Source organism: Roseomonas gilardii, assembly GCF_001941945.1.
Classification (GTDB): Bacteria; Pseudomonadota; Alphaproteobacteria; order Acetobacterales; family Acetobacteraceae; genus Roseomonas.
Map to the genome: position 1 here is coordinate 3,862,005 of NZ_CP015583.1, position 19,817 is coordinate 3,881,821.

The 19,817-nt window shown below is 71.7% G+C and carries 15 protein-coding genes and 2 pseudogenes; 12 read left to right on the forward strand and 5 right to left on the reverse strand.

Annotation, left to right across the window (positions count from 1 at the left end; all coding sequences use genetic code 11):
- Positions 1-54: 54 nt before the first annotated feature.
- From RGI145_RS17490 to modA, 4 genes are all read right to left on the reverse strand, one after another.
- The gene (locus RGI145_RS17490) at positions 55-861 is read right to left on the reverse strand and encodes a DeoR/GlpR family DNA-binding transcription regulator (RefSeq protein ID WP_237183122.1); all 807 of its coding nucleotides are present in this window, start codon (positions 859-861) and stop codon (positions 55-57) included.
- A 43-nt stretch (positions 862-904) separates the two neighbouring features.
- Positions 905-2,032 (reverse strand): molybdenum ABC transporter ATP-binding protein, encoded by a 1,128-nt coding sequence (gene modC / locus RGI145_RS17495; RefSeq protein WP_075799378.1) that lies wholly within the window; start codon positions 2,030-2,032, stop codon positions 905-907.
- 37 nt (positions 2,033-2,069) lie between these two features.
- On the reverse strand, positions 2,070-2,792 hold the full coding sequence (modB, locus tag RGI145_RS17500; RefSeq protein ID WP_075799379.1) for a molybdate ABC transporter permease subunit: 723 nt from the start codon (positions 2,790-2,792) through the stop codon (positions 2,070-2,072).
- 86 nt (positions 2,793-2,878) lie between these two features.
- Positions 2,879-3,673 carry a molybdate ABC transporter substrate-binding protein gene (gene modA, locus RGI145_RS17505; protein ID WP_075799380.1) on the reverse strand — a complete coding sequence of 265 codons (795 nt, stop codon included), beginning with the start codon at positions 3,671-3,673 and terminating at the stop codon, positions 2,879-2,881.
- A 377-nt stretch (positions 3,674-4,050) separates the two neighbouring features.
- On the opposite strand from modA, the gene rimP reads away from it, so the two are divergent.
- The 11 genes and pseudogenes from rimP (at position 4,051) to rpsO (ending at position 16,723) form a co-directional block, all read left to right on the forward strand.
- Positions 4,051-4,686: a ribosome maturation factor RimP gene (gene rimP / locus RGI145_RS17510; RefSeq protein ID WP_156878587.1), complete on the forward strand. Its 636-nt coding sequence runs from the start codon at positions 4,051-4,053 to the stop codon at positions 4,684-4,686.
- Positions 4,687-4,691: 5 nt separating this feature from the next.
- Positions 4,692-6,287 (forward strand): transcription termination factor NusA, encoded by a 1,596-nt coding sequence (nusA, locus tag RGI145_RS17515; protein ID WP_075799381.1) that lies wholly within the window; start codon positions 4,692-4,694, stop codon positions 6,285-6,287.
- A 76-nt stretch (positions 6,288-6,363) separates the two neighbouring features.
- Positions 6,364-6,978: an RNA-binding protein gene (locus RGI145_RS17520; RefSeq protein WP_075800166.1), complete on the forward strand. Its 615-nt coding sequence runs from the start codon at positions 6,364-6,366 to the stop codon at positions 6,976-6,978.
- A 31-nt stretch (positions 6,979-7,009) separates the two neighbouring features.
- Positions 7,010-7,126, forward strand: a pseudogene (locus RGI145_RS26225) (hypothetical protein); the annotation flags it as partial.
- Between the two features lie 847 nt (positions 7,127-7,973).
- Positions 7,974-10,228 (forward strand): annotated as a pseudogene (gene infB, locus RGI145_RS26160) (translation initiation factor IF-2); the annotation flags it as partial.
- A 167-nt stretch (positions 10,229-10,395) separates the two neighbouring features.
- Entirely contained in the window at positions 10,396-10,833 is a 438-nt protein-coding gene (rbfA, locus tag RGI145_RS17535; RefSeq protein ID WP_075799382.1) for a 30S ribosome-binding factor RbfA, read from the forward strand.
- Positions 10,834-10,880: 47 nt separating this feature from the next.
- A complete protein-coding gene (locus tag RGI145_RS17540; protein WP_237183302.1) occupies positions 10,881-11,234 on the forward strand; it encodes an acyl-CoA thioesterase in 354 nt (117 codons plus the stop codon).
- A 382-nt stretch (positions 11,235-11,616) separates the two neighbouring features.
- Positions 11,617-13,143, forward strand: coding sequence for a glycosyltransferase family 4 protein (locus tag RGI145_RS17545; protein ID WP_075799384.1), 1,527 nt, complete (start codon positions 11,617-11,619; stop codon positions 13,141-13,143).
- Positions 13,140-14,717, forward strand: a complete 1,578-nt coding sequence (locus RGI145_RS17550) for a hypothetical protein (RefSeq protein WP_156878588.1) — start codon at positions 13,140-13,142, stop codon at positions 14,715-14,717. Before RGI145_RS17545 ends, RGI145_RS17550 begins: the two co-directional genes overlap by 4 nt.
- Before the next feature lie 664 nt (positions 14,718-15,381).
- Positions 15,382-16,449 carry a tRNA pseudouridine(55) synthase TruB gene (truB, locus tag RGI145_RS17555; RefSeq protein WP_075799386.1) on the forward strand — a complete coding sequence of 356 codons (1,068 nt, stop codon included), beginning with the start codon at positions 15,382-15,384 and terminating at the stop codon, positions 16,447-16,449.
- A 4-nt stretch (positions 16,450-16,453) separates the two neighbouring features.
- Positions 16,454-16,723 (forward strand): 30S ribosomal protein S15, encoded by a 270-nt coding sequence (rpsO, locus tag RGI145_RS17560; RefSeq protein ID WP_075799387.1) that lies wholly within the window; start codon positions 16,454-16,456, stop codon positions 16,721-16,723.
- 85 nt (positions 16,724-16,808) lie between these two features.
- On the opposite strand, the gene RGI145_RS17565 is transcribed toward rpsO, so the two are convergent.
- Positions 16,809-18,203: an ATP-binding protein gene (locus tag RGI145_RS17565; protein WP_075799388.1), complete on the reverse strand. Its 1,395-nt coding sequence runs from the start codon at positions 18,201-18,203 to the stop codon at positions 16,809-16,811.
- Between the two features lie 395 nt (positions 18,204-18,598).
- Here RGI145_RS17565 and RGI145_RS17570 point away from each other — a divergent pair, with 395 nt between their 5' ends.
- Complete coding sequence (locus tag RGI145_RS17570) at positions 18,599-19,816, forward strand: ABC transporter substrate-binding protein (protein ID WP_075799389.1); 1,218 nt, start codon at positions 18,599-18,601, stop codon at positions 19,814-19,816.
- Position 19,817: the final 1 nt, after the last annotated feature.

Consider the following 19,817-nt stretch of genomic DNA (forward strand, 5'->3'; position numbering starts at 1 on the left):
GGCGGCCTTCCCGCCCGTTCCGGAAGGCCATGCTCTCGGCGGCTTGCCGGTGTCTCAGCCCTCCGGCGCCGGCTTCGCATCCGCACGGGGGCGGCCCGCCACGTGACAGGCCACCCCATGCTCGCGCAGCAGCGCCTGGATGGCGCGCGGCGGCGGCTGGTCGGTGAAGAGCGCCGAGACCTCGGTGATGGAGCCGAGCCGCACCATGGGGCGGCGGGCGAACTTGGTGTGGTCGGCCAGCAGGAAGCTCTGCCGCGAATGGCGCAGGATGGCGCGGGCGGCGCGGATCTCGTCCGGGTCGAAATCCAGCAGCGTCCCGTCCTCGTCGATGCCGCTGATGCCGAGGATGCCGAAATCCACCCGGAACTCGGCGATCATGTCGCTCACCGTCTGGCCGACGATGCCGCCGTCGCGGTTGCGCACCGTGCCGCCCGTGACCACGACGGAAAAATCCGTGCGGTTGGACAGCAGCGCCGCCACGTTGAGGTTGTTGGTGATGACGCGCAGCTCCCGGTGCCCCAGCAGGGCGTGGGCCAGGGCCTCGGTGGTGGTGCCGATATTGATGAAGAGGGAGGAACGGTCGGGGATCTCCGCCGCCGCCTGCCGGGCGATGGCCTCCTTGGCCTGCGGGTTCAGCACCTGCCGCTCGGCATAGGCGATGTTCTCGGTGGAGGAGGCCAGCCCCGCGCCGCCATGGTGGCGGGCGACCCGGCCTTCCTCCGCCAGCGCGTTCACGTCGCGCCGCACCGTCTGCACGGTGACGTCGAATTCCCGCGCCAGCTCCTCGTTGGACACGTAGCCACGCTGTCCGATCAAAGCGAGAATCCGCTGGTGGCGCGACGCCGCCTTGCTGCCTGCCAATGCCATCTCCCGAAATTCTTCCCCGCCCCCTCGCCCCGGCGGGTCAGCCCGGCTCTTCCTCGCGGGCCGCGCCACCCTGGCTGAGGGCGACCGATTTCACCAGGGCCCAGAGCGGCTGCCCCGGGCGCAGGTCCAGGCGGCGCGCCGCCTCGGCGGTGATACGCGACAGGAGCACGCCGCCGGAACCCAGGCGGAGGCGCAACAGCACCTCCTCCCCCGCATCCGGCCCGATCTCCTCCAGCCGCACGGGCAGCACGTTGCGCACCGAGATCCCGCGCGGCGCCTCGATGGCGACCGACACGTCCCGCGCCCGCACCCGGACGCGCAGCCGCGTGCCCGGCGCATCCGGCAGCGATGGCAGCAGGAGCTCGCCGCCCTCGAAGCCCAGCCGGGCCAGCCCTTCCCCCGCCGCCCGCTCCCGCACCGTGCAGGCGAGCAGCACGCCCGCATCCCGCCGCCCGGCGAGCAAGGGCAGATCGGTGCGGGCGGAGAGTTCCTCGACACTGCCCTCGGCGAGCACGCGCCCCGCCTCCATCAGCACCAGCCGGTCCGCCAGCCGGTCCACCTCCTCCATCGCATGGGTGACGTAGAGCACGGGGATGCTGAGCCGGTCGCGCAGCCGCGTCAGGAAGGGCAGGACCTCCGCCTTGCGCGCGGCGTCCAGCGCGGCCAGGGGCTCGTCCATCAGCAGCAGGCGGGGGCGCGACAGCAGGGCACGCCCCAGGGCGACACGCTGTCTCTCGCCCCCGGACAGGGCGGCGGGGCGGCGGCGCAGCAGGTGGCCGATGCCGAGCAGCGCCACCACCTCCTCGAAGCCCGGTCCCTCCGCGCCACGCGGTGCCCGGCGCAGTCCGTAGCGCAGGTTGGTGTCCACCGAGAGATGCGGGAAGAGCCGCGAATCCTGGAAGACCACGCCGCAGCGCCGCTGTTCGGGCGGCAGCATGCGCCGTGCCGCGCTGTCGAACAGCACCATGCCATCCAGCGCGATCCGCCCCTCCTGCGGGCGCAGCAGTCCGGCCACCGCAGCGAGCAGGGTGGACTTGCCACAGCCCGAAGGGCCGAAGACCGCCGTGACGCCCGGCGTCGGGGAAGCGAAGGACGCGTCGATGGCAAAGCCCGGCACGTCTGGGGCGGGCGCGCGAAAGCGGTGGCGCAGGCGGACTTCCAGCATCAGCCGTGCCGCCGCGCCGCGCCGGATGGGTGTGGCATCAGCGCGGCGCCCGGCCGAGCATGACCTGCATCCGCCGCCCGGCGAATTCCGCCAGCAGCAGGCCCAGCACGGCCAGGACGAAGGAGACCGCCGCCAGCTTGGCCGCCGTCGCCTCGCCGCCCGGGGTCTGGGTGGCGGCATAGATCGCCAGCGGCAGGGTCTGGGTCCGGCCCGGGATGTTGGAGGCGAAGGTGATCACCGCGCCGAACTCGCCCAGCCCGGCGGCGAAGGCGGTGATGGCGCCGGACAGGATGCCGGGCGAGATCAGCGGCAGGGTCAGCGTCACGAAGCGGTCCAGCGGCCCGGCGCCGAGCGTGCGCGCCGCTGCCTCCAGCCCCGGATCGACGGAATCCAGACTGAGGCGCACCGCGCGCACGATCAGCGGGAAGGACATGGTCGCGGTGGCGAGCGAGGCGCCGGCGGTGGTGAAGACCAGCCGGATGCCGAACCAGTCGTTCAGCAGCGACCCGACCGGGCCGCGGATGCCGAAGTTGACCAGCAGCAGCCAGCCCACCACCACGGGCGGCATCACCAGCGGCAGGTGGACGAAGGCGTCGAGCAGGGCACGCCCCGGAAAGCGGTGCCGGGCCAGCAGCCAGGCCACCAGCACCGCCGGGGGCAGGCCGAACACCACCGAGCGCAGCGCCACCTCCAGGCTGAGGCGCACGGCCTGCCATTCCTCGGGCGTCAGCCAGCCTGCCGGATTGTCGGGCCAGGTCATGCGGGGCGCGGGCCGGGGATCAGGCCGCCGGGCGGGATCGGACGGTCAAGGGGCGGTCAGGGTCCAATGGGCCAATGGATCATGCCCTATGGGTGGCGCAGGGCGAAGCCGAAGCGCTGATAGACCGGCGCCGATTCGGGGCCCGTGATGAAGGCCAGGAAGTCCCGTGCCGGAGCATTCCCCTCGGCCTGCTTCGCCAGGGCGAAAGGATAGGTGATCGGCGGGTGGCTCTCCGCCGGGAAGGTGGCCACGACCCGCACGCCCTTCGAGATCGCGGCATCGGTGGAATAGACGATGCCGAGCGGCGCTTCCCCCCGTTCCACCAGCAGCAGGGCGGAACGCACGTTGTCCGCCCGCGCCAGGCGCGGCGAGAGCTTATCCCACTGCCCCATCCAGCCCAGCGCCGCCTGGGCGTACTTGCCCACCGGCACGTTGGAGGGGTCGCCGGTCGCAATCCGCCCATCGGCGCCGAGCAGCGCCGAGAGATCCGTATCCCGGGTCAGCGTCACCTTCGGCGCTGGCTTGTCGGCGGGGGCGATCAGCACCAGGGCATTGGCCAGCGGGCTGACCCGCGTGCCATCCACGATCAGCCCGCGCTGCTGGACGTAATCCATCCAGGGCTCGTCGGCGGAGGCGAAGATGTCGGCGGGCGCGCCCTGTTCCATCTGGCGCGCCAGGGCGGACGAGGCGGCGAAGGAGAAGCGTGGCGCCGGATGGCCCTTGGCCTTCCAGGCCTCACCCAGGGCGCGCATGGCGTCCGTCAGGCTGGCGGCGGCGAAGACCGTGGGACCCTCGACCTCCTGCGCCCGCGCGCCGGACAGGCCCGCCAGAGGCGCCGCCAGGCAGAGGGCGAGGGCCGAGGCGAAAAGCCGACGACGCATGGGGAGTCTCCGCTTCGCTATTCCTTGTCGGATATATCGGTGCCTTTCCCGGGCCGCAACCACCCCTTCGGGGGCAGGCAGCTCGCGGCACGGCCCCCGAAGGAGTGGTTGCAGCGTGTTGTGGGGGCCATGCGGACTGGAGTCTCTCTCTATATATGGCGGGTGCATCCAGCGGGCCTTTCCGGTCGGGTCCGGCCCCACCACGCGGAACCCGGACCATGAGCCGTCTCCGGAAAGAGGTGCCGCCTTCCTCCGAATGCCGGGCCGGAAGGCACCCCAGTGGAATCCTCTTGCTTCCCCTGTCTCACGGCACTACATCCCTGCGGAGACAATCCGCCGTTTTCAGGGGGGTGGCCTTCACGGGCCGCCTTTTTTTATTGCCGAAGCCCGACCACGACGACCGCGAGAGTGACGACGCCGCCAGCGACACCGCCCCGGGCACGCCCGATCTGACCGGTGGCCTGGAGGCGAGGCTGGCGCGCGCGGTGGAGCCCACGCTGACCGGCATGGGCTACGAACTGGTGCGCGTGCAGGTCAGCGGGACACGGACCCCCACGGTGCAGATCATGGCCGACCGCGCCGATGGCGCGATGATCGGCGTGGAGGATTGCGAGGCGATCAGCCACGCCGTCGGCGCCGTGCTGGATGTCGAGGACCCGTTCAGCGGCGAATGGAACCTCGAAGTGTCCTCCGCCGGCATCGACCGGCCGCTGACGCGCACCAAGGACTGGCTCCGCTTCGCCGGGCATGTCGCCACGGTGGAGCTTCTGGTGCCGCAGGACGGGCGCCGGCGCTGGAAGGGCCGCATCCTGGCGGCGGACGAGAATGAGGTAAGGCTCCGGCTGGACGAAGGCGGCGAGGCGGTGATCCCCTGCGACACCATCCGCCGCGCCAAGCTGGTGCTGACCGACGAGTTGATCGCCGCCACGGCGGCGGAAACGGCGGGCGAGGCCGGAGACGCCGAAGAGGCGGACGAGCAGCCGCGCCGCAAGCCGCACGCGAAGAGGAACTGACGCCAATGGCTCTGGACGCCTCCGTCCTTCGCCCCGAACTGCTGCAGGTGGCCGACGCCGTCGCGCGCGAGAAGATGATCGAGCGCGACGAGGTGCTGGAGGCCATGGAGCAGGCCATCCAGAAAGCCGGCCGCGCCAAGTACGGCGCCGAGAAGGACATCCGCGCCACCATCGACCGGCGCTCCGGCGAGGTGAAGCTCTCCCGCTGGACCGAGGTGGTGGACGCCGACACGGTCGAGAACGAGGAGACGCAGATCCCGCTGCGGATCGCGCTCAAGTTCCAGCCGGAGATCGAGGCGGGGCAGTTCATCGTCGATCCCCTGCCGCCGATCGATTTCGGCCGCATCGCCGCCCAGACCGCCAAGCAGGTGATCGTGCAGCGGGTGCGCGAGGTCGAGCGCAAGAAGCAGTTCGACGAGTACAAGGACCGCGTCGGCGAGATCATCAACGGCGTGGTCAAGCGCACCGAGTACGGCAACCTGATGGTCGATCTCGGCCGGGCCGAGGCGCTGCTGCGCCGCGACGAGACCATCCCGCGCGAGGCCTTCCGCAACGGCGACCGGGTGCGCGCCTATATCTATGACGTGCGCGAGGAGACGCGGGGCCCGCAGATCTTCCTCTCCCGCACCCATCCGGGCTTCCTGGCCAAGCTGTTTGCTCAGGAGGTGCCGGAGATCTACGACGGCATCATCGAGATCAAGGCCGTGGCCCGCGACCCGGGTTCCCGCGCCAAGATGGCGGTGATCTCGCGCGACAGCTCCATCGACCCGGTCGGCGCCTGCGTCGGCATGCGCGGATCGCGCGTGCAGGCCGTGGTGGCGGAACTGCAGGGCGAGCGCATCGACATCATCCCCTGGTCCGGCGACCCGGCGACCTTCCTGGTGAACGCCCTGGCCCCGGCCGAGGTGACCAAGGTGGTGCTGGACGATGAGGGGCGCCGGGTTGAAGTCGTGGTGCCCGATGACCAGCTTTCGCTGGCCATCGGGCGCCGTGGCCAGAACGTGCGCCTCGCCTCCCAGCTGACCCGCTTCGACATCGACATCCAGACGGAGACCGAGGAGAGCGAGCGGCGCCAGGAGGATTTCCGCAAGCGCACCAGCCTCTTCGTCGATGGGCTGGACGTGGACGACGTGATCGCAGGCCTGCTGGTCACCGAGGGCTTCACCACGATCGAGGAGGTCGTGGACGCCCCGGACGAGGAACTGGCCGAGATCGAGGGCTTCGACGAGACCGTGGCCCAGGAGCTGAAGCGCCGCGGCCATTCCTGGCTGGAAAGCCGGGACCAGGAGCTGGACGACAAGCGCCGCGCCCTGGGCGTGGACGACGCCGTGGCCGAGGTCGGCGGCTTCAGCCCGGCGACGCTCGTGACTCTCGGCGAGAAGGGCATCAAGACGCTCGACGACCTGGGCGACCTGGCTTCCGACGAGCTGGTCGAGATCCTGGGCGAGGACAGCATCGACGAGGAGACGGCGAACGCCATCATCATGGCGGCGCGCCAGCACTGGTTCGAGGGCGAGGAAGGGGCCGCCGAGGCGGCCGGCCACGCCGATGCCGGAAATTCCGGTGAGGAGACAGACAACGCCACCCGTACCGAACCATGATGACACACGCGATGTCATAACGGGCCGGCCCGACGCCGAGGGAGCCATGCAGGCGCCCTCCGGCGATCCGTCCGGCATGCCGGCGGAGATGGGGCAACCCGATCCCGAGGAGAAGGGACCGCTGCGCCGCTGTGTGGTGACGCGCGAGAGCTTCCCGAAGGAGAGCATGATCCGGTTTGTCATCGGTCCAGGTCGGGAACTCGTTCCTGACCTGGCCGAACGGCTGCCTGGGCGGGGAATGTGGTTGAGCGCGCGGGCCGATGTGCTAGAAGCCGCGCTCAAGCGCGCGGCCTTTGCCAGGGCGGCCCGTGGGCCGGTCAACCTTCCTCCCGACCTGAATGCACGGATCGAGGCTGGCCTGAGGCAGCGCCTGCGGGACCTTCTGGGTTTCGCGCGGCGTGCGGGACAGGCCGTGTGCGGCTTCCAGCAGGCGCGTGAATGGCTGCAGGCCGGCCGGGCCGGCCTGGTGGCGCAGGCTTCCGATGGCAGCGCGGCGGAACGCTCGCGGCTGGTCGGGGCCAGGGACATCCCGGTCTTCGCCGCCCTGACGGCGGCGGAGCTGGGGGGAATTTTCGGACGCGACCACGCGGTGCACGTGGCGGTCGCAAAGGGCCGTTTGGCCCAGGAGATCGCGCGAGAGGCGGCCCGTCTGGGCGGCTTCATCAGCGCCGTGGAGAGTGTGCGTGGCTGAAAAGAATACGACGGGTACAGATAGCGGGCCGATGAGCGACGGGAACGAGCAGGACGCGGCCAAGGGTCGGCTGAGCCTGAGGCCCGGCGGAAGGTTGGAGCTCGGCAAGACGGAAGCGGCAGGCAGCGTGCGCCAGTCCTTCAGCCATGGCCGCTCCAAGACCGTGCAGGTCGAGGTTGTGAAGAAGCGTACCCCGGCCCCCGCGCCGGTCGCCGCGACGGGCCCGGCCCGGCCCGGCGCCGCGTCGGGCGGCCGCCCCGGTGGTGCCGCACGTTCCGGTTCGGGTTCGCGCGGCGGCGGCGGTGCGCCGCAGGCAGGCCGGCCGCTGACCCAGGGCGAGCAGGCCAACCGCCTGCGCGTGCTGGAGGAGCAGCGCCGGCTGGAGGCCCAGCGGCAGCGCGAGGAGCGTGAGCGCCAGGCCCTGGCGATCCGCTCGGCCGCCGAGGAAGCCCAGCGCCGTGTCGTCGAGGAGGAGGCGCAGCGCCGCGCCGCCGAGGAAGCGAAGCAGGCCGCCGAGGAAGCCTCCCGCCGCGCTGCCGAGGAAGAATCCCGTCGCCGTGCCGCGGCGGCCGCCGCGCCTGCACAGCCCGAGCAGCCGGCGCCTGCCGCGCCCGCTCCCGTGGCTCCGGCCCCGGTCCAGGCCCGCGTGCCGGTCCGCGAGGAACGGCCGCGCGACGACCGGCCCGTGCGCGACGAACGTCCGGTTCGCGATGATCGTCCGGCCCGTGATTTCGGCCGCGACCGCGATAGCGCCGGTGGCGGCTATGGCGCCCGTTCGGGTGGTCCTGGCGGTGCCGGTGGCGGCTATGGCGCCCGTTCGGGTGGTCCCGGCGGTGCCGGCGGTGGCTATGGCGCCCGTTCGGGTGGTCCTGGCGGTGCCGGCGGTGGCTATGGCGCCCGTTCGGGTGGTCCCGGCGGTGCTGGTGGCGGCGGCTATGGCGCCCGTTCGGGTGGTCCCGGCGGTGCTGGTGGCGGCGGCTATGGCGCCCGTTCGGGTGGTCCCGGCGGTGCCGGTGGCGGCGGCTATGGCGCCCGTTCGGGTGGTCCCGGCGGTGCTGGTGGCGGCGGCTATGGCGCCCGTTCGGGTGGTCCCGGCGGTGCCGGTGGCGGCGGCTATGGCGCCCGTTCGGGTGGCCCCGGCGGTGCCGGTGGCGGTGGCTACGGTGCACGCGGCCCTGGTGGCGGTGCGGGTGCCGGTGCGCCCCGTCTGCCGATCGCCAGCGGCGCCCCCGCCATCGAGGAAACCGATCGCCGCACTCCGTCGCGCCGTGCCGGACCTTCCACCGCTCCGGCGGCCCGCCGCCCGGCGGCGCCCCCGGCGCGCAAACCCCCCGTGGGGGCCGACCGGCGCCGCGAGGGCCGGATCGACGTCCAGGCCGCGATCGAGGGCGAGGACGACCGTTCCCGCTCGCTCGCCTCCGTCCGCCGTGCCCGCGAGCGCGAGCGGCGTCAGGCGGAACTGGCGCGCCTGCGTTCGGATGGGGTGAAGGTCGTCCGCGACGTCACCATCCCCGACGTCATCACCGTGCAGGAGTTGGCGAACCGCATGGCCGCCCGTGGCGGCGAGGTGGTGAAGGCGTTGTTCCGCATGGGCGTGATGGCGACCCTGACCCAGTCCATCGACGCCGACACGGCGGAGCTGGTGGTGACCGAGTTCGGCCACCGTCCGCGTCGCGTCTCGGAAAGCGATGTGGAGCTGGGCCTGGGGGGCGCGGTCGATCAGGACGACGAGCTGCTGCCGCGTCCGCCGGTCGTGACCATCATGGGCCATGTCGATCACGGCAAGACCAGCCTGCTGGACGCGCTGCGCAAGACCGACGTGGCGGCGCGCGAGGCCGGCGGCATCACGCAGCATATCGGCGCCTACCAGATCACGGTGCCGGACGGCTCCAAGGTCACCTTCATCGACACCCCGGGCCACGAGGCCTTCACGGCCATGCGCGCCCGCGGCGCCTCGGTGACGGACATGGTGGTGCTGGTGGTGGCGGCCGATGACGGCGTGATGCCCCAGACGGTCGAGGCGATCCGCCACGCCAAGGCAGCGAACGTCCCGCTGATCGTGGCGGTGAACAAGATCGACAAGCCGGGGGTGAATCCCGACCGCGTGCGGCAGGAGCTGCTGCAGCACGAGATCGTGGTGGAGTCCCTGGGCGGCGACACGCAGGAGATCGAGGTCTCCGCGCTCAAGGGCACCAACCTCGACAAGCTGCTGGAGGCGATCTCCCTGCAGGCCGAGGTGCTGGACCTGCGCGCCAACCCGGACCGCGCCGGCGAGGGTACGGTGATCGAGTCCAAGCTGGACAAGGGCCGTGGCCCGGTGGCCACCGTGCTGGTCCAGAAGGGCACGCTGCGCCAGGGCGACATCGTGGTGGCCGGCACCGAATGGGGCCGCGTCCGTGCGCTGATCGACGACAAGGCGCGCAACGTGAAGGAGGCCCTGCCCTCCGTGCCGGTGGAGATCCTGGGCCTCTCGGGCGTCCCCTCGGCCGGCGAGAACTTCGTCGCCGTCGAGGACGAGGGCCGGGCGAAGGAGATCTCCGAGTTCCGCCAGCGCCAGGCCCGCGAGAAGGTGGCCGCCGCGCTGAGCGCCAGCCGGGGCACGCTGAACGACATGCTGGCCCGCATCCAGGCGGGCGAGCAGAAGGAGGTGGCGGTCGTCGTCAAGGCGGACGTGCAGGGCTCGGCCGAGGCGCTCGGCGTAACGCTCGGCAAGCTCAGCCGCGACGAGGTGAAGGTGCGCGTGCTGCACAGCGGCGTGGGCCAGATCACCGAGAGCGACATCCAGCTCGCCAAGGCGTCCGATGCCGTGGTGGTGGCCTTCAACGTCCGCGCCACGACCCAGGCGCGGGAGCTCGCCCAGCGCGAAGGCGTGGAGATCCGCTACTACTCGATCATCTACGAGGTGGCCGACGACATCGAGAAGCTGGTCAAGGGCAAGCTCGCCCCGATCCAGCGCGAGAAGTTCCTGGGCTACGCACAGATCCTGCAGGTCTTCGAGGTCAAGCGCCTCGGCAACATCGCCGGCTGCCGCGTGACCGAGGGCGTGGTGAAGCGCGGCGCGGGCGTCCGCCTGCTGCGCGACGGCGTGGTGATCCACCAGGGCACCCTGTCCACGCTGCGCCGCTTCAAGGACGACGTGAAGGAAGTGGCGAACGGCTACGAGTGCGGCATGTCCTTCGCGAACTACAACGACATCCGCGTCGACGACCAGATCGAGTGCTACGAGACGGAGACCGTGGCGGCCGACTGATACCGGGCTGCGAAACGCGGCCGGGTATCGCGCGCGGGGTTGGTGGGGCGGCCGCGCGCCGGAGAAGGCTTGCCGCCCCGGCCCCTGCCCGGGGCCGTCCGGACGAAACGGGGCCTCCGCGGGATACTGCGGGGGCCTCATTCTTTTTGAGATTGCGAGAACGAGAGATGAGCAAGCGAGCCGAGAGAAAGGGGGCGGAGGCCGCCCCCTCCCAGCGCCAGCTCCGCGTGGCCGAGGAAATCCGCCATGCCCTGGCGGCCGTGCTGGCGCGCGGCGACGTGCGCGACCCGGAACTGGCCGTCGCGCGCGTGACGGTGACAGAGGTCCGTGCCTCCCCCGACCTGAAGCACATGACGGTCTTCGTCTCCCGACTCGGGCAGACAGCGGACAAGGAACTGCTGGACGCGCTGCGTCGTTCCCAGCCCTATCTGCGGACCCAGGTGGCCAAGGCGGTGCGGCTGCGCGCGGCGCCGGAATTGCATTTCCAGGCCGATACGGCGTTGGATCACGCCATGCGCATCGACGCCCTGATGCGCCGGCCCGAGGTGGCCCGCGACCTGCACCCGGCGGACGATGCCGAGGGCGAGGAGAAGGAAGAGCCGTGAAGAACCCACTGCCGCCCGAGTCCGCCCCGCTCATCCGCACCATCGCCATGCCGGCGGACACGAACCCGTCGGGCGACATCTTCGGTGGCTGGCTGATGGCACAGATGGATCTCGCGGCCGGCAACGCCGCCTCCCGCCGCGCCCGCGGCCGCTGCGCCACCGTGGCGGTGGAGGCGATCAGCTTCCACTCGCCCGTGAAGGTGGGCGACGAGGTGAGCCTCTATGCACAGATCCTCTCGGTGGGCCGCACCTCGCTCCGCATCCGCGTGGAGGCCTGGCGGCGGGAGCGGCACAGCGAGGACCGCAACCGGGTGACCGAGGCGGTCTTCACCTTCGTGGCACTGGACGAGGAGGGCCGCCCGCGCCCGGTCCCCGCCGAAGGCAGCGACGCCGCTGGCTGAGACGGGCGACGGCTTTCCCCGACCGCGTGGCGTCCGACGGCCACCCCACCGGGTGAGCCCCCGGGGGTCAGCACGGCGTCAGGGAGAGGTGCCGCACCCGCCTGCCGCGCGGCCGGGTTGCGGCTTCCGGGTCGCACTCGCTCCCGTGAAGCATCCGGCCGACCGGAAATCCCTGGCCGGGCTTGCGCATCGGCGGGCACTCCGCGAAACGGAAAGACATGCCGATGCAACAGAACAGGAAAAGAAACCGGGCGCCCTGACGCCGCTTTCCTGTCCGCGATCCCTCCTGGGTCCGGGCTGAGGCGGGACGCGACCCGGCACGCCATGGGCGGACCGGGGCATTCGAGGTCGATCTCCGGACACCGAAATGGTTCCAGTTTCCATGCCCGCCGAGCCTGTGCCCCGCACCATCTGGGTCGATGTCGAAGACCTCTTCCAGTATGCCCTCGCCAATCCGCGCCCCAGCGGCATCCAGCGCCTGGTCTTCGAGATCCTGCGCGTGCTGCCGGATCGGGCGGCGCGGCAACCGGACAAGCCACGGGTCGCCTTCGTCCGCCACGATGAGGGGCCGGACCTGCTGCGCGAGGTTCCCTTCGCCGAGATCGCCGCGCTGTTCGAAAGCCTGTCCGAGGGTCATGGCGGGAATCCGGCGGCGGCCGTGCCGCCCCGCCGCCAGTTCGCGCTGCGCGTCCGCCGGGACAGGCCCTTCCTGCAACGCCTGCGCTTCGGGCTGATCTACCGCCTGCAGAAGCTGCCGCCGCGAACATCGGAAGCCCTGCTGCAAACCGCCGTGTTGCAGATGAACGTGCTGCGGACCGGCCGCCGTGGCCTTGCCCTGTGGCGGGGCCGGCGACAGATCGGCGCCCTTCCCTCCGGGGTCCCGCCCGTTGCCCCGCCCATTCCTCCATCCTCCGGGGAGCAGGCCGGGGCGGCTGCCATGCCCGCCACAGCGCCTTCCCTGCCGGCGCGTCCGGGCGATGTCTTCCTGGTCCTGGGCGCCCCCTGGGTGCATGCGGATTATGCCGGGTTGCTGCGGCGCCTGCGACAGCGCCACGGACTACGGCCTGCCCTGCTGCTTTATGACCTGATCCCGCTGCGGCGGCCCGAATGGTGCGCCCGCGACCTGGTGCGGAGCTTCCGTCACTGGGTGGAGACGGTGCTGCCGGAATGCCCCCGGCTGATGGCCATCAGCCATGCCACCGCCCGTGACGTGGAAGCCTATGCCGCCGAGACCGGCCTCGCGCTGGAGGCGCCGGTGCGGCCGATCCCCATCGGCACCGGCTTCGGCCTCGCGGGGCAGGCCGACCGGCTGGCCTCGGCGCGGCCGCGCGGCCTGCCTCGCCCGGGCAGCTATGTGCTGTTCGTCTCGACGCTGGAGGCACGCAAGAACCACGCCCTGCTGTTCCGCGTCTGGCGCCGCCTGTTGGGCGAGATGCCGCGCGAGCAGGTGCCCACCCTGGTCTTCGCCGGCCGCGTCGGCTGGCTGGTCGCCGACCTGATGCAGCAGCTCGAGAACGCCGATTGGCTCGGCGGCAAGATCCGCCTGATCCGCGACCCTTCCGACGAGGAGCTTCTCGCCCTCTACCGCGGCTGCCGCTTCACCCTGTTCCCCTCGCTGTTCGAGGGCTGGGGCCTGCCGGTGAGCGAGAGCCTGGCGCTGGGGCGTCCCTGCATCGCCTCGGACCGGACCTCGTTGCCCGAGGCGGGCGGAGCGCTGGCGCGCTACTTCGACCCGGACGACCTGGACGATGCCTGCGCCAAGATCCGCGCCGTGATCGAGGACCCGACGGGGCTGGAGGCCTGGCGCGAGCGCGTCGCCCGCGAGTTCCGCCACGTCCCCTGGTCCGACAGCGCCGACGCCATCCGTGACGCCATGGACCGTCTGGAAGCCGAGGAGGAAGGCCCTTGAGCGCCGCCCCCATGACGGCATCGCCGGTCCGCACCGCGCCCCGCCCCGCCTGGCTGGACCTGGCCTTGCCGCTGCTGGGCGCCCTGCTGCTCGCGGCCCTGTATCTCTGGCGCTACGCCGCCGACCCCGCCGTGCCGGGGGGTTCGACGCAGTTCCCCGAAGGATGGTGGGGCTGGTGGGACCAGGGCCACTACCTGCGCAGTGCCACCGCCCTCGCGCAGGGAAGTTTCGCCCCGGCGCAGCACTGGTATCCGTTGGGCTACGCCGTGGTGGCGGCGCCCTTCGTGTGGCTGAGCCGGGACCACGCCTTCCTCGCCGTGGACCTGCTCTCGCTGCTCGGCTGCTACGCCGGCTTCCTGGCCTTCGCCCGGCGCTTGGCCATCTCCCTCCCCTGGGGCAGCCTGATCTTCGTCGTCAGCGTGGCCAGCAGTCGGCTACTCTTCGCCCAATGGGTGCTGCCCTGGAACACCAGCCCGGTGGCCGCGCTGCTCTGGCTCCTGCTGGCCACGATCGCCGCCCATTTCGGCTGCGGCGGCCCGGCACGGCGGCGCCCGCTCCTGATCGGCTTCCTGGCTGCCGCCATTCCCCTGTTCCGCCCGACCGAGGCGTTGCTTTCCATCCTCTGCCTGCTGGCAGTGGTGCTGCACGACCTCCTCGCCTCCAGCCGCCCCTCCGGCAGCCCCTCCGGCAGCCCCTCCTGGGCGGAACGCGGCCGCGGCCTGCTGCGGCTGGTGCTGGGTGGGTTGCTGGCAGTGGTGCCCTATGCGCTGCTACATCTCCGCATCTATGGCCTCGCGCCCAGCGACTACATGCTGCACTCGCAAGGGCTGGGCTTCACCGTCCAGGGCCTGGGCTGGAAGGCCTATACCCTGCTGGTCGATCCACGCCCCTGGTTCGGCGAGGGTGAGGGGCTGATGCGGCAGGCACCCTACATGGCCCTGGCCCTGGGCGGCCTCGTCGTCGCCTGGATACATGGTGCCGCCACCCGTCTGCTCGGCCTGCTGCTGGTGGCGCATTCGCTGCTCTACCTGTCCTATGTGGATCTGCTGCCGGTCGGGCTCTGGCGCTTCAACAACGTGCATTACTGGAAATGGGCCATGCCGGGCTTCGGCCTGATGGCCTTCCTGCTGCTGCGGGACCTGCTGCGCTGGCGGCGCGCCCCGGCCTTCCCGCTGGCGCCGCTGGCCCTGCTGGCCTCGGTGCCGGTGCTCTGCCTGCAGCTCGTGCCTGCCGAGACCGCCTCCGCCACAACGCCCGCCCGGATGCTGTCCTACGAAGGCCCCGCCCCAGGCTTCGACGAGAGCTTCTTCGGCCAGGCCACGCTGCTGGATGACGGCCGGACACTGCGGAACGTGCGCGACATCCGGCTGATCCCCTATCCGGGTGGACTCCGTGTCTTCTCGCTGCGGCAGCCTTTCCTGGGCACGCCGGCCTGGGAGGTTCCGCCCCCCGGCATCACGGCCCCGCCCCGCCGCTATGCCGCCGCCTGGCGCCTCGGCCAGCCGTGCTGGATGCCGCGTGTCTTCTGCAGTCGCGAGAACAACAACCTGCTGCCGCCCGTACCCCGGCGCTGATACCGCCCCCTGCCCCATCCACCGGACGACATGATGACAGGTGGCGGTTCCTTCCGACCACCGTTGCCAGGGCATCGCTTTTGCTGTCGCGCCGTCCCGGGGGGAAAGGCTCCGCCTTGTCCCCCGGACCCCCTATCCGCCAGGAGCCGGTGGCTCCTGGACCTGCCGATAGCTGGCACTCGCTGACACCGGATCGCGCCGGAGAGCCTCGCTCTCCGGCGGACTGCCGGTGCCACCAGCGCGGACAGGATGTTTGCTTTTCTGGGAGCCTCGCCGATCCACCTGCTCCCGGGGATCAGGTGCCGGACTGCCGGCCACCACAGGCACCAGCGAAAGCCCCGGGGTCCGGGGACCGGCTTCGGTCCCCGGCGGAGGGGGCCGGGGGAGGCGGCGCCTCCACCGGGGCCAGCCACGAAGCGCAACGCCCGGGCTCGCCAGGATGGGTGGGGGGCCCGGCTTCCGGCACATGCCACCTTCCCGGTCACGGCCTCTCTTCCCCGGGGCCCGAAGCGTGCTAGACGCCGCGCTTCGCCCGGCTGGACCCCATGGTTTCCAGTGGGCACCGGAACTCCACTCATCGCCGTGTGAGCCGCCGCGATTTCCGTTCCGCCGGAAACGGGAACCGCTGTAGCCATGCGTCGAGGCACCAAGAGGACAGCAGGGCATGGCAGGCGAGCATCAGGAGCCGCAGCGCGAGACTCATGGCGAGCGGCCCCATGATCGCCAGGCGGACCGCCGCGGGCAGAAGGGGGGCCGCCCCGGAGGGCGGCACGGCCACCGCAAGCCCAAGGGCCGGCCGCTGGATGGCTGGCTGATCATCGACAAGCCCTCGGGCATCGGCAGCACCGAGGTGGTGAATCGCGTCAAGCGCGCCTTCAACGCGCAGAAGGCCGGGCATGGCGGAACGCTGGACCCGCTGGCGACCGGGCTGCTGCCGGTGGCCTTCGGCTCGGCCACCAAGACCGTCCCCTACGTGATGGACGGCACCAAGGCCTATCACTTCACGCTGCGCTTCGGCGAGGCGCGCGACACGGACGATGCCGACGGGCAGGTGACCGCGACCAGCGACCTCCGCCCGACGGACGAGGAGATCCGGGCCGCCCTGCCGCAGTTCCGCGGCGAGATCATGCAGGTCCCGCCCGCCTATTCCGCCATCAAGGTGGACGGGCAGCGCGCCTATGACCTGGCGCGCGAGGGCGCGCCGCCGGTGCTGATGCCGCGCCCGGCCCGGGTGGACAAGTTCGAGCTGATCGCCCGCCCCGATGCCGACACCGCGATCTTCGCGGTGGAAAGCGGCAAGGGCGTCTACATGCGTTCGCTCGCCCGCGACCTCGCCCGCGCGGTGGGCACGGTCGGGCATATCGCCACGCTGCGCCGCCTGCGCGTGGGGCCCTTCCTGGAGTCGCATGCGGTTTCGCTTGACAGCCTGACCGTTACGGGCGATGCCCCGCCCCCTTCCCCGGATCTTCTTCTTCCCGTCATGACCGCGCTGGCCGACATCCCGGCTCTGGCCGTGACCGAAGCGGAGGCCGCCCGCCTTTCCTTCGGCCAGGACATCTCCCTGGTCGAGTTCATGGGCCGGGTTCCCGACGGCGCCAACCTCGAAGGGGGTCTGGTGCGCGTGGTGACGGGGGGGCGCCTGGTGGGGCTGGCAATGCTCAAGGACGGTCTCGTCCGTCCCGAGCGCTGGCTGATCCGGAGCGAACCCGTCCACGACCAGACAGAAGGTTGAACCGATGTCGATCACTGCCGAGCGCCGCACCGCGCTGATTTCCGAGTACGCCACGAAGCCCGGCGACACGGGCTCCCCCGAGGTCCAGGTTGCGATCCTGTCGGAGCGCATCTCCAACCTCACGGAGCACCTGAAGACCCACGCCAAGGACTTCCACAGCCGCCGTGGCCTGCTGGTCCTCGTTGGCCAGCGCCGTGGCCTGCTGGACTATGTGAAGCGCAAGGACCAGACCCGTTACGAGAGCCTGATCGGCCGTCTCGGCCTGCGCCGCTGAGGAATTCCCGCGGGGGGCCGCTCCGGCGGCCTTCCGCGGGCTCCTCTCGCTCTCCGGGCCCGCCGGGGCCCGTCCCTTGGCCGCCTCAGGCTTCCCGCACGGAAAGCTCGCGCCGCCCCGGCCGGCCTTCAAGCCCGGTATAGGGCGCCGGAACGCCCGGCAGCCAGACCCTGAAACTGGCCCCCTCCCCCAACACGCTCTCGATCGCCAGCCGCCCCCGATGGCGGTTGACCACGTGCTTGACGATGGCGAGGCCCAGCCCGGTGCCGCCGACATGGCGGGAACGGCCCTTGTCCACCCGGTAGAAGCGCTCGGTCAGTCGCGGGATGTGCTCGCGCGCGATCCCCGGCCCGTCATCGCTCACCCGCAGGAACACACCTCCCTCCGCCGCGCCGGTCGCGACGCACACCTCGCCGCCCTCCCGGCCATAGCGCACGGCGTTCTCGACGAGGTTGCGCAGCACCTGGGCCATCTGGTCCTGGTCGGCGGGCCGGGCCAGGGCGGGCTCCAGCTCCAGCCGCAGCCTTGTCTTGCGCAGCGCCAGGATCGGCGCCAGCGCCTCCGTCTCGGCCCGCGCCAGCACCACCAGATCCACCTGGCCCGCCGGCGGCTGATGCTCGGAGATCTCGATCCGCGTCAGGCCCAGCAGGTCGTCGATCAGGCGCCGCATGCGCTCCGCCTGTTCCGCCATGATTCCCAGGAAGTGGCGCCGCGCCTCGGCATCGTCCTCGGCGGGGCCGCGCAGCGTCTCGATGAAGCCGATCAGGCTGGCCAGCGGCGTGCGCAGCTCGTGGCTGGCATTGGCGACGAAATCCGCCCGCATCCGTTCCACCGCCCGGTCCCGCGTGCGGTCGGAAAGCAGGATCAGCAGCCGCCCGCCATCGGAGAGCGGCGGGTCGAGCGGGATCACCTGCGCCACCAGGTCCCGGAAGACCGGCGCCGGCAGGGTCAGGTCGCTGGCCTGCGGCGCCCCTTCCATCAGGGCACGGTCCACCGCCCCGGCCAGCATCGGGTGGCGCAGCAGGGCCCAGAGGTCGCCGGGCAGATGGTCGCCCGTGCTGCTACCGAAGAGCCTGCGGGCGGCGGCATTGGCCCGTAGCGGCTGACGGTCCGCGCCCAGGACCAGGAGCGGGTCCGGCAGCGCCTCCACGATCACCGCATCCGCCGCGCGCAGCCGCCCCACCAGCGCGCCGCTCTCGGCCAGGTCGCGCGTCAGGCGGTCGAGCGCCTCGGCGACCTCCCGCAACAGGCGCATCGGCGGCAGGGAAAGGGCCGTGCCGGACGCGGCGCCGCGCAGCGCCTCGGCCAGCCGGTCGAGCATCCAGAGCGCGGCCCCGGCCAGGATGGCGGAGGCCCCGGCGGTGAGCAGCAGGGACCAGACGACCGGCGTCCAGCCCGCCGCGCCGGACAGGCCCATGGCCAACAGGCACAGCGCGGGCACGCCGCCGATCGCGCAAGTCAGGAGGAACTGCCTGGTCATCGGTCCGGATCTGCTTCCGTCGCACATGGCCTGAACGGGTTTCGCCGCGCCCGCTCCGGCCATCCCGCCAGAGTGGGGCTTCCGCGGGACATGGCCCAGGTCCCATTTTTGAAAATCCGGCGAAATCTGCGGACCGGCCCGCGACTCCTGTGATGCCACCGGCGCATGGCGCGCAACAACCCCATGCCGGTCGCCCCGGCAACCCGGACCTTACAGCCAGCCTCGCCTCGACGACGGTTTTCGATCACTGTGGGCGGCGGGAGGCCGGGGCCTCCGGCAGCAGACGGACGGGTCAGGCGACCGGCCCGGGCGGCCCTATGGGGCGTCCCATGGGGGCAATCCCCTGAGGCAACCCCTTGGGCTGGACCCGGCCCATGATGATCGGGAGTGGTAGAATGCAGATCACGAGGCGCCTGTTGTGGGGCGCGAGCGCCGCGGCCCTCACCCTGGCCCGGCCCGGCCTGATCCGGGCCCAGGGGACGGCGCCTATCCGGATCGGCGAGATCAACAGCTACACCACCCAGCCCGCCTTCACCCTGCCCTATCGCGACGCGATGCATCTCGCGGTGGAGGAGATCAACGGCAAGGGCGGTGTCCTCGGACGACCGCTGGAGCTGATCACGCGCGACGATGCGGGCAAGCCGCAGGATGCCGTGCGGCTGGCGGGCGAGCTGATGAACGAGGCGAAGGCGGATGTGCTGGCCGGGGCCTATCTGTCCAATGTCGGGCTGGCGCTGGGCGAGTACGCCGCGCAGAACCGCCGCCTCTACGTGGCGGGCGAGCCGCTGACCGATGCCATGGTCTGGGAGAAGGGCAACCGCTTCACCTTCCGCCTGCGCCCCTCGACCTACATGCAGGCCTCCATCCTGGCGGAGGAGGCGGCGAAGCTGCCGGCGAAGCGCTGGGTGACGGTGGCGCCGAACTACGAATACGGCCAGTCGGCGGTGAAGTGGTTCCGCCAGATCCTCTCGGCCAAGCGGCCGGACGTGCAGTTCGTGGGCGAGCAGTGGCCGGCGCTGGGACGCATCGATGCCGGCGCCACGGTGCAGGCGCTGGAGGGAATGAAGCCCGAGGGCATCTTCAACGTCCTGTTCGGGCCGGACCTGACGAATTTCGTGCGCCAGGGCAACACGCGCGGGCTGTTCGAGGGGCGCGGCGTCGCCTCCATGCTGACGGGGGAGCCGGAATACCTCGACCCGCTGGGCGACGAGGCGCCGGAGGGCTGGATCGTCACCGGCTATCCCGGCGAGGCGATCGACACCCCGGCGCACCGCGCCTTCGCCGAGGCATACCGGGCGAAGTACAAGGCCAAGCCGATGTGCGGCTCGCTGGTCGGCTTCTCCCTGATCCATTCCATCGCCGCCGGCATCGCCCGGGCCGGGGCGCTCGATCCCGACAAGCTGGTGGAGGGCTTCCGCGGCGTGGATTTCGCCACGCCCGCCGGCCAGGTGGGCTATCGCGCCATCGACCACCAGAGCACGCTGGGCGTCTTCGTCGGGCGGACGGCGCTGAAGGGCAATGCCGGCGTCATGACCGACTGGCGCTATGTCGATGGGCGCGACCTGTTGCCGGGCGACGAGGTGGTGCGGAAGCTGCGGCCCGCGGAAAGCTGAT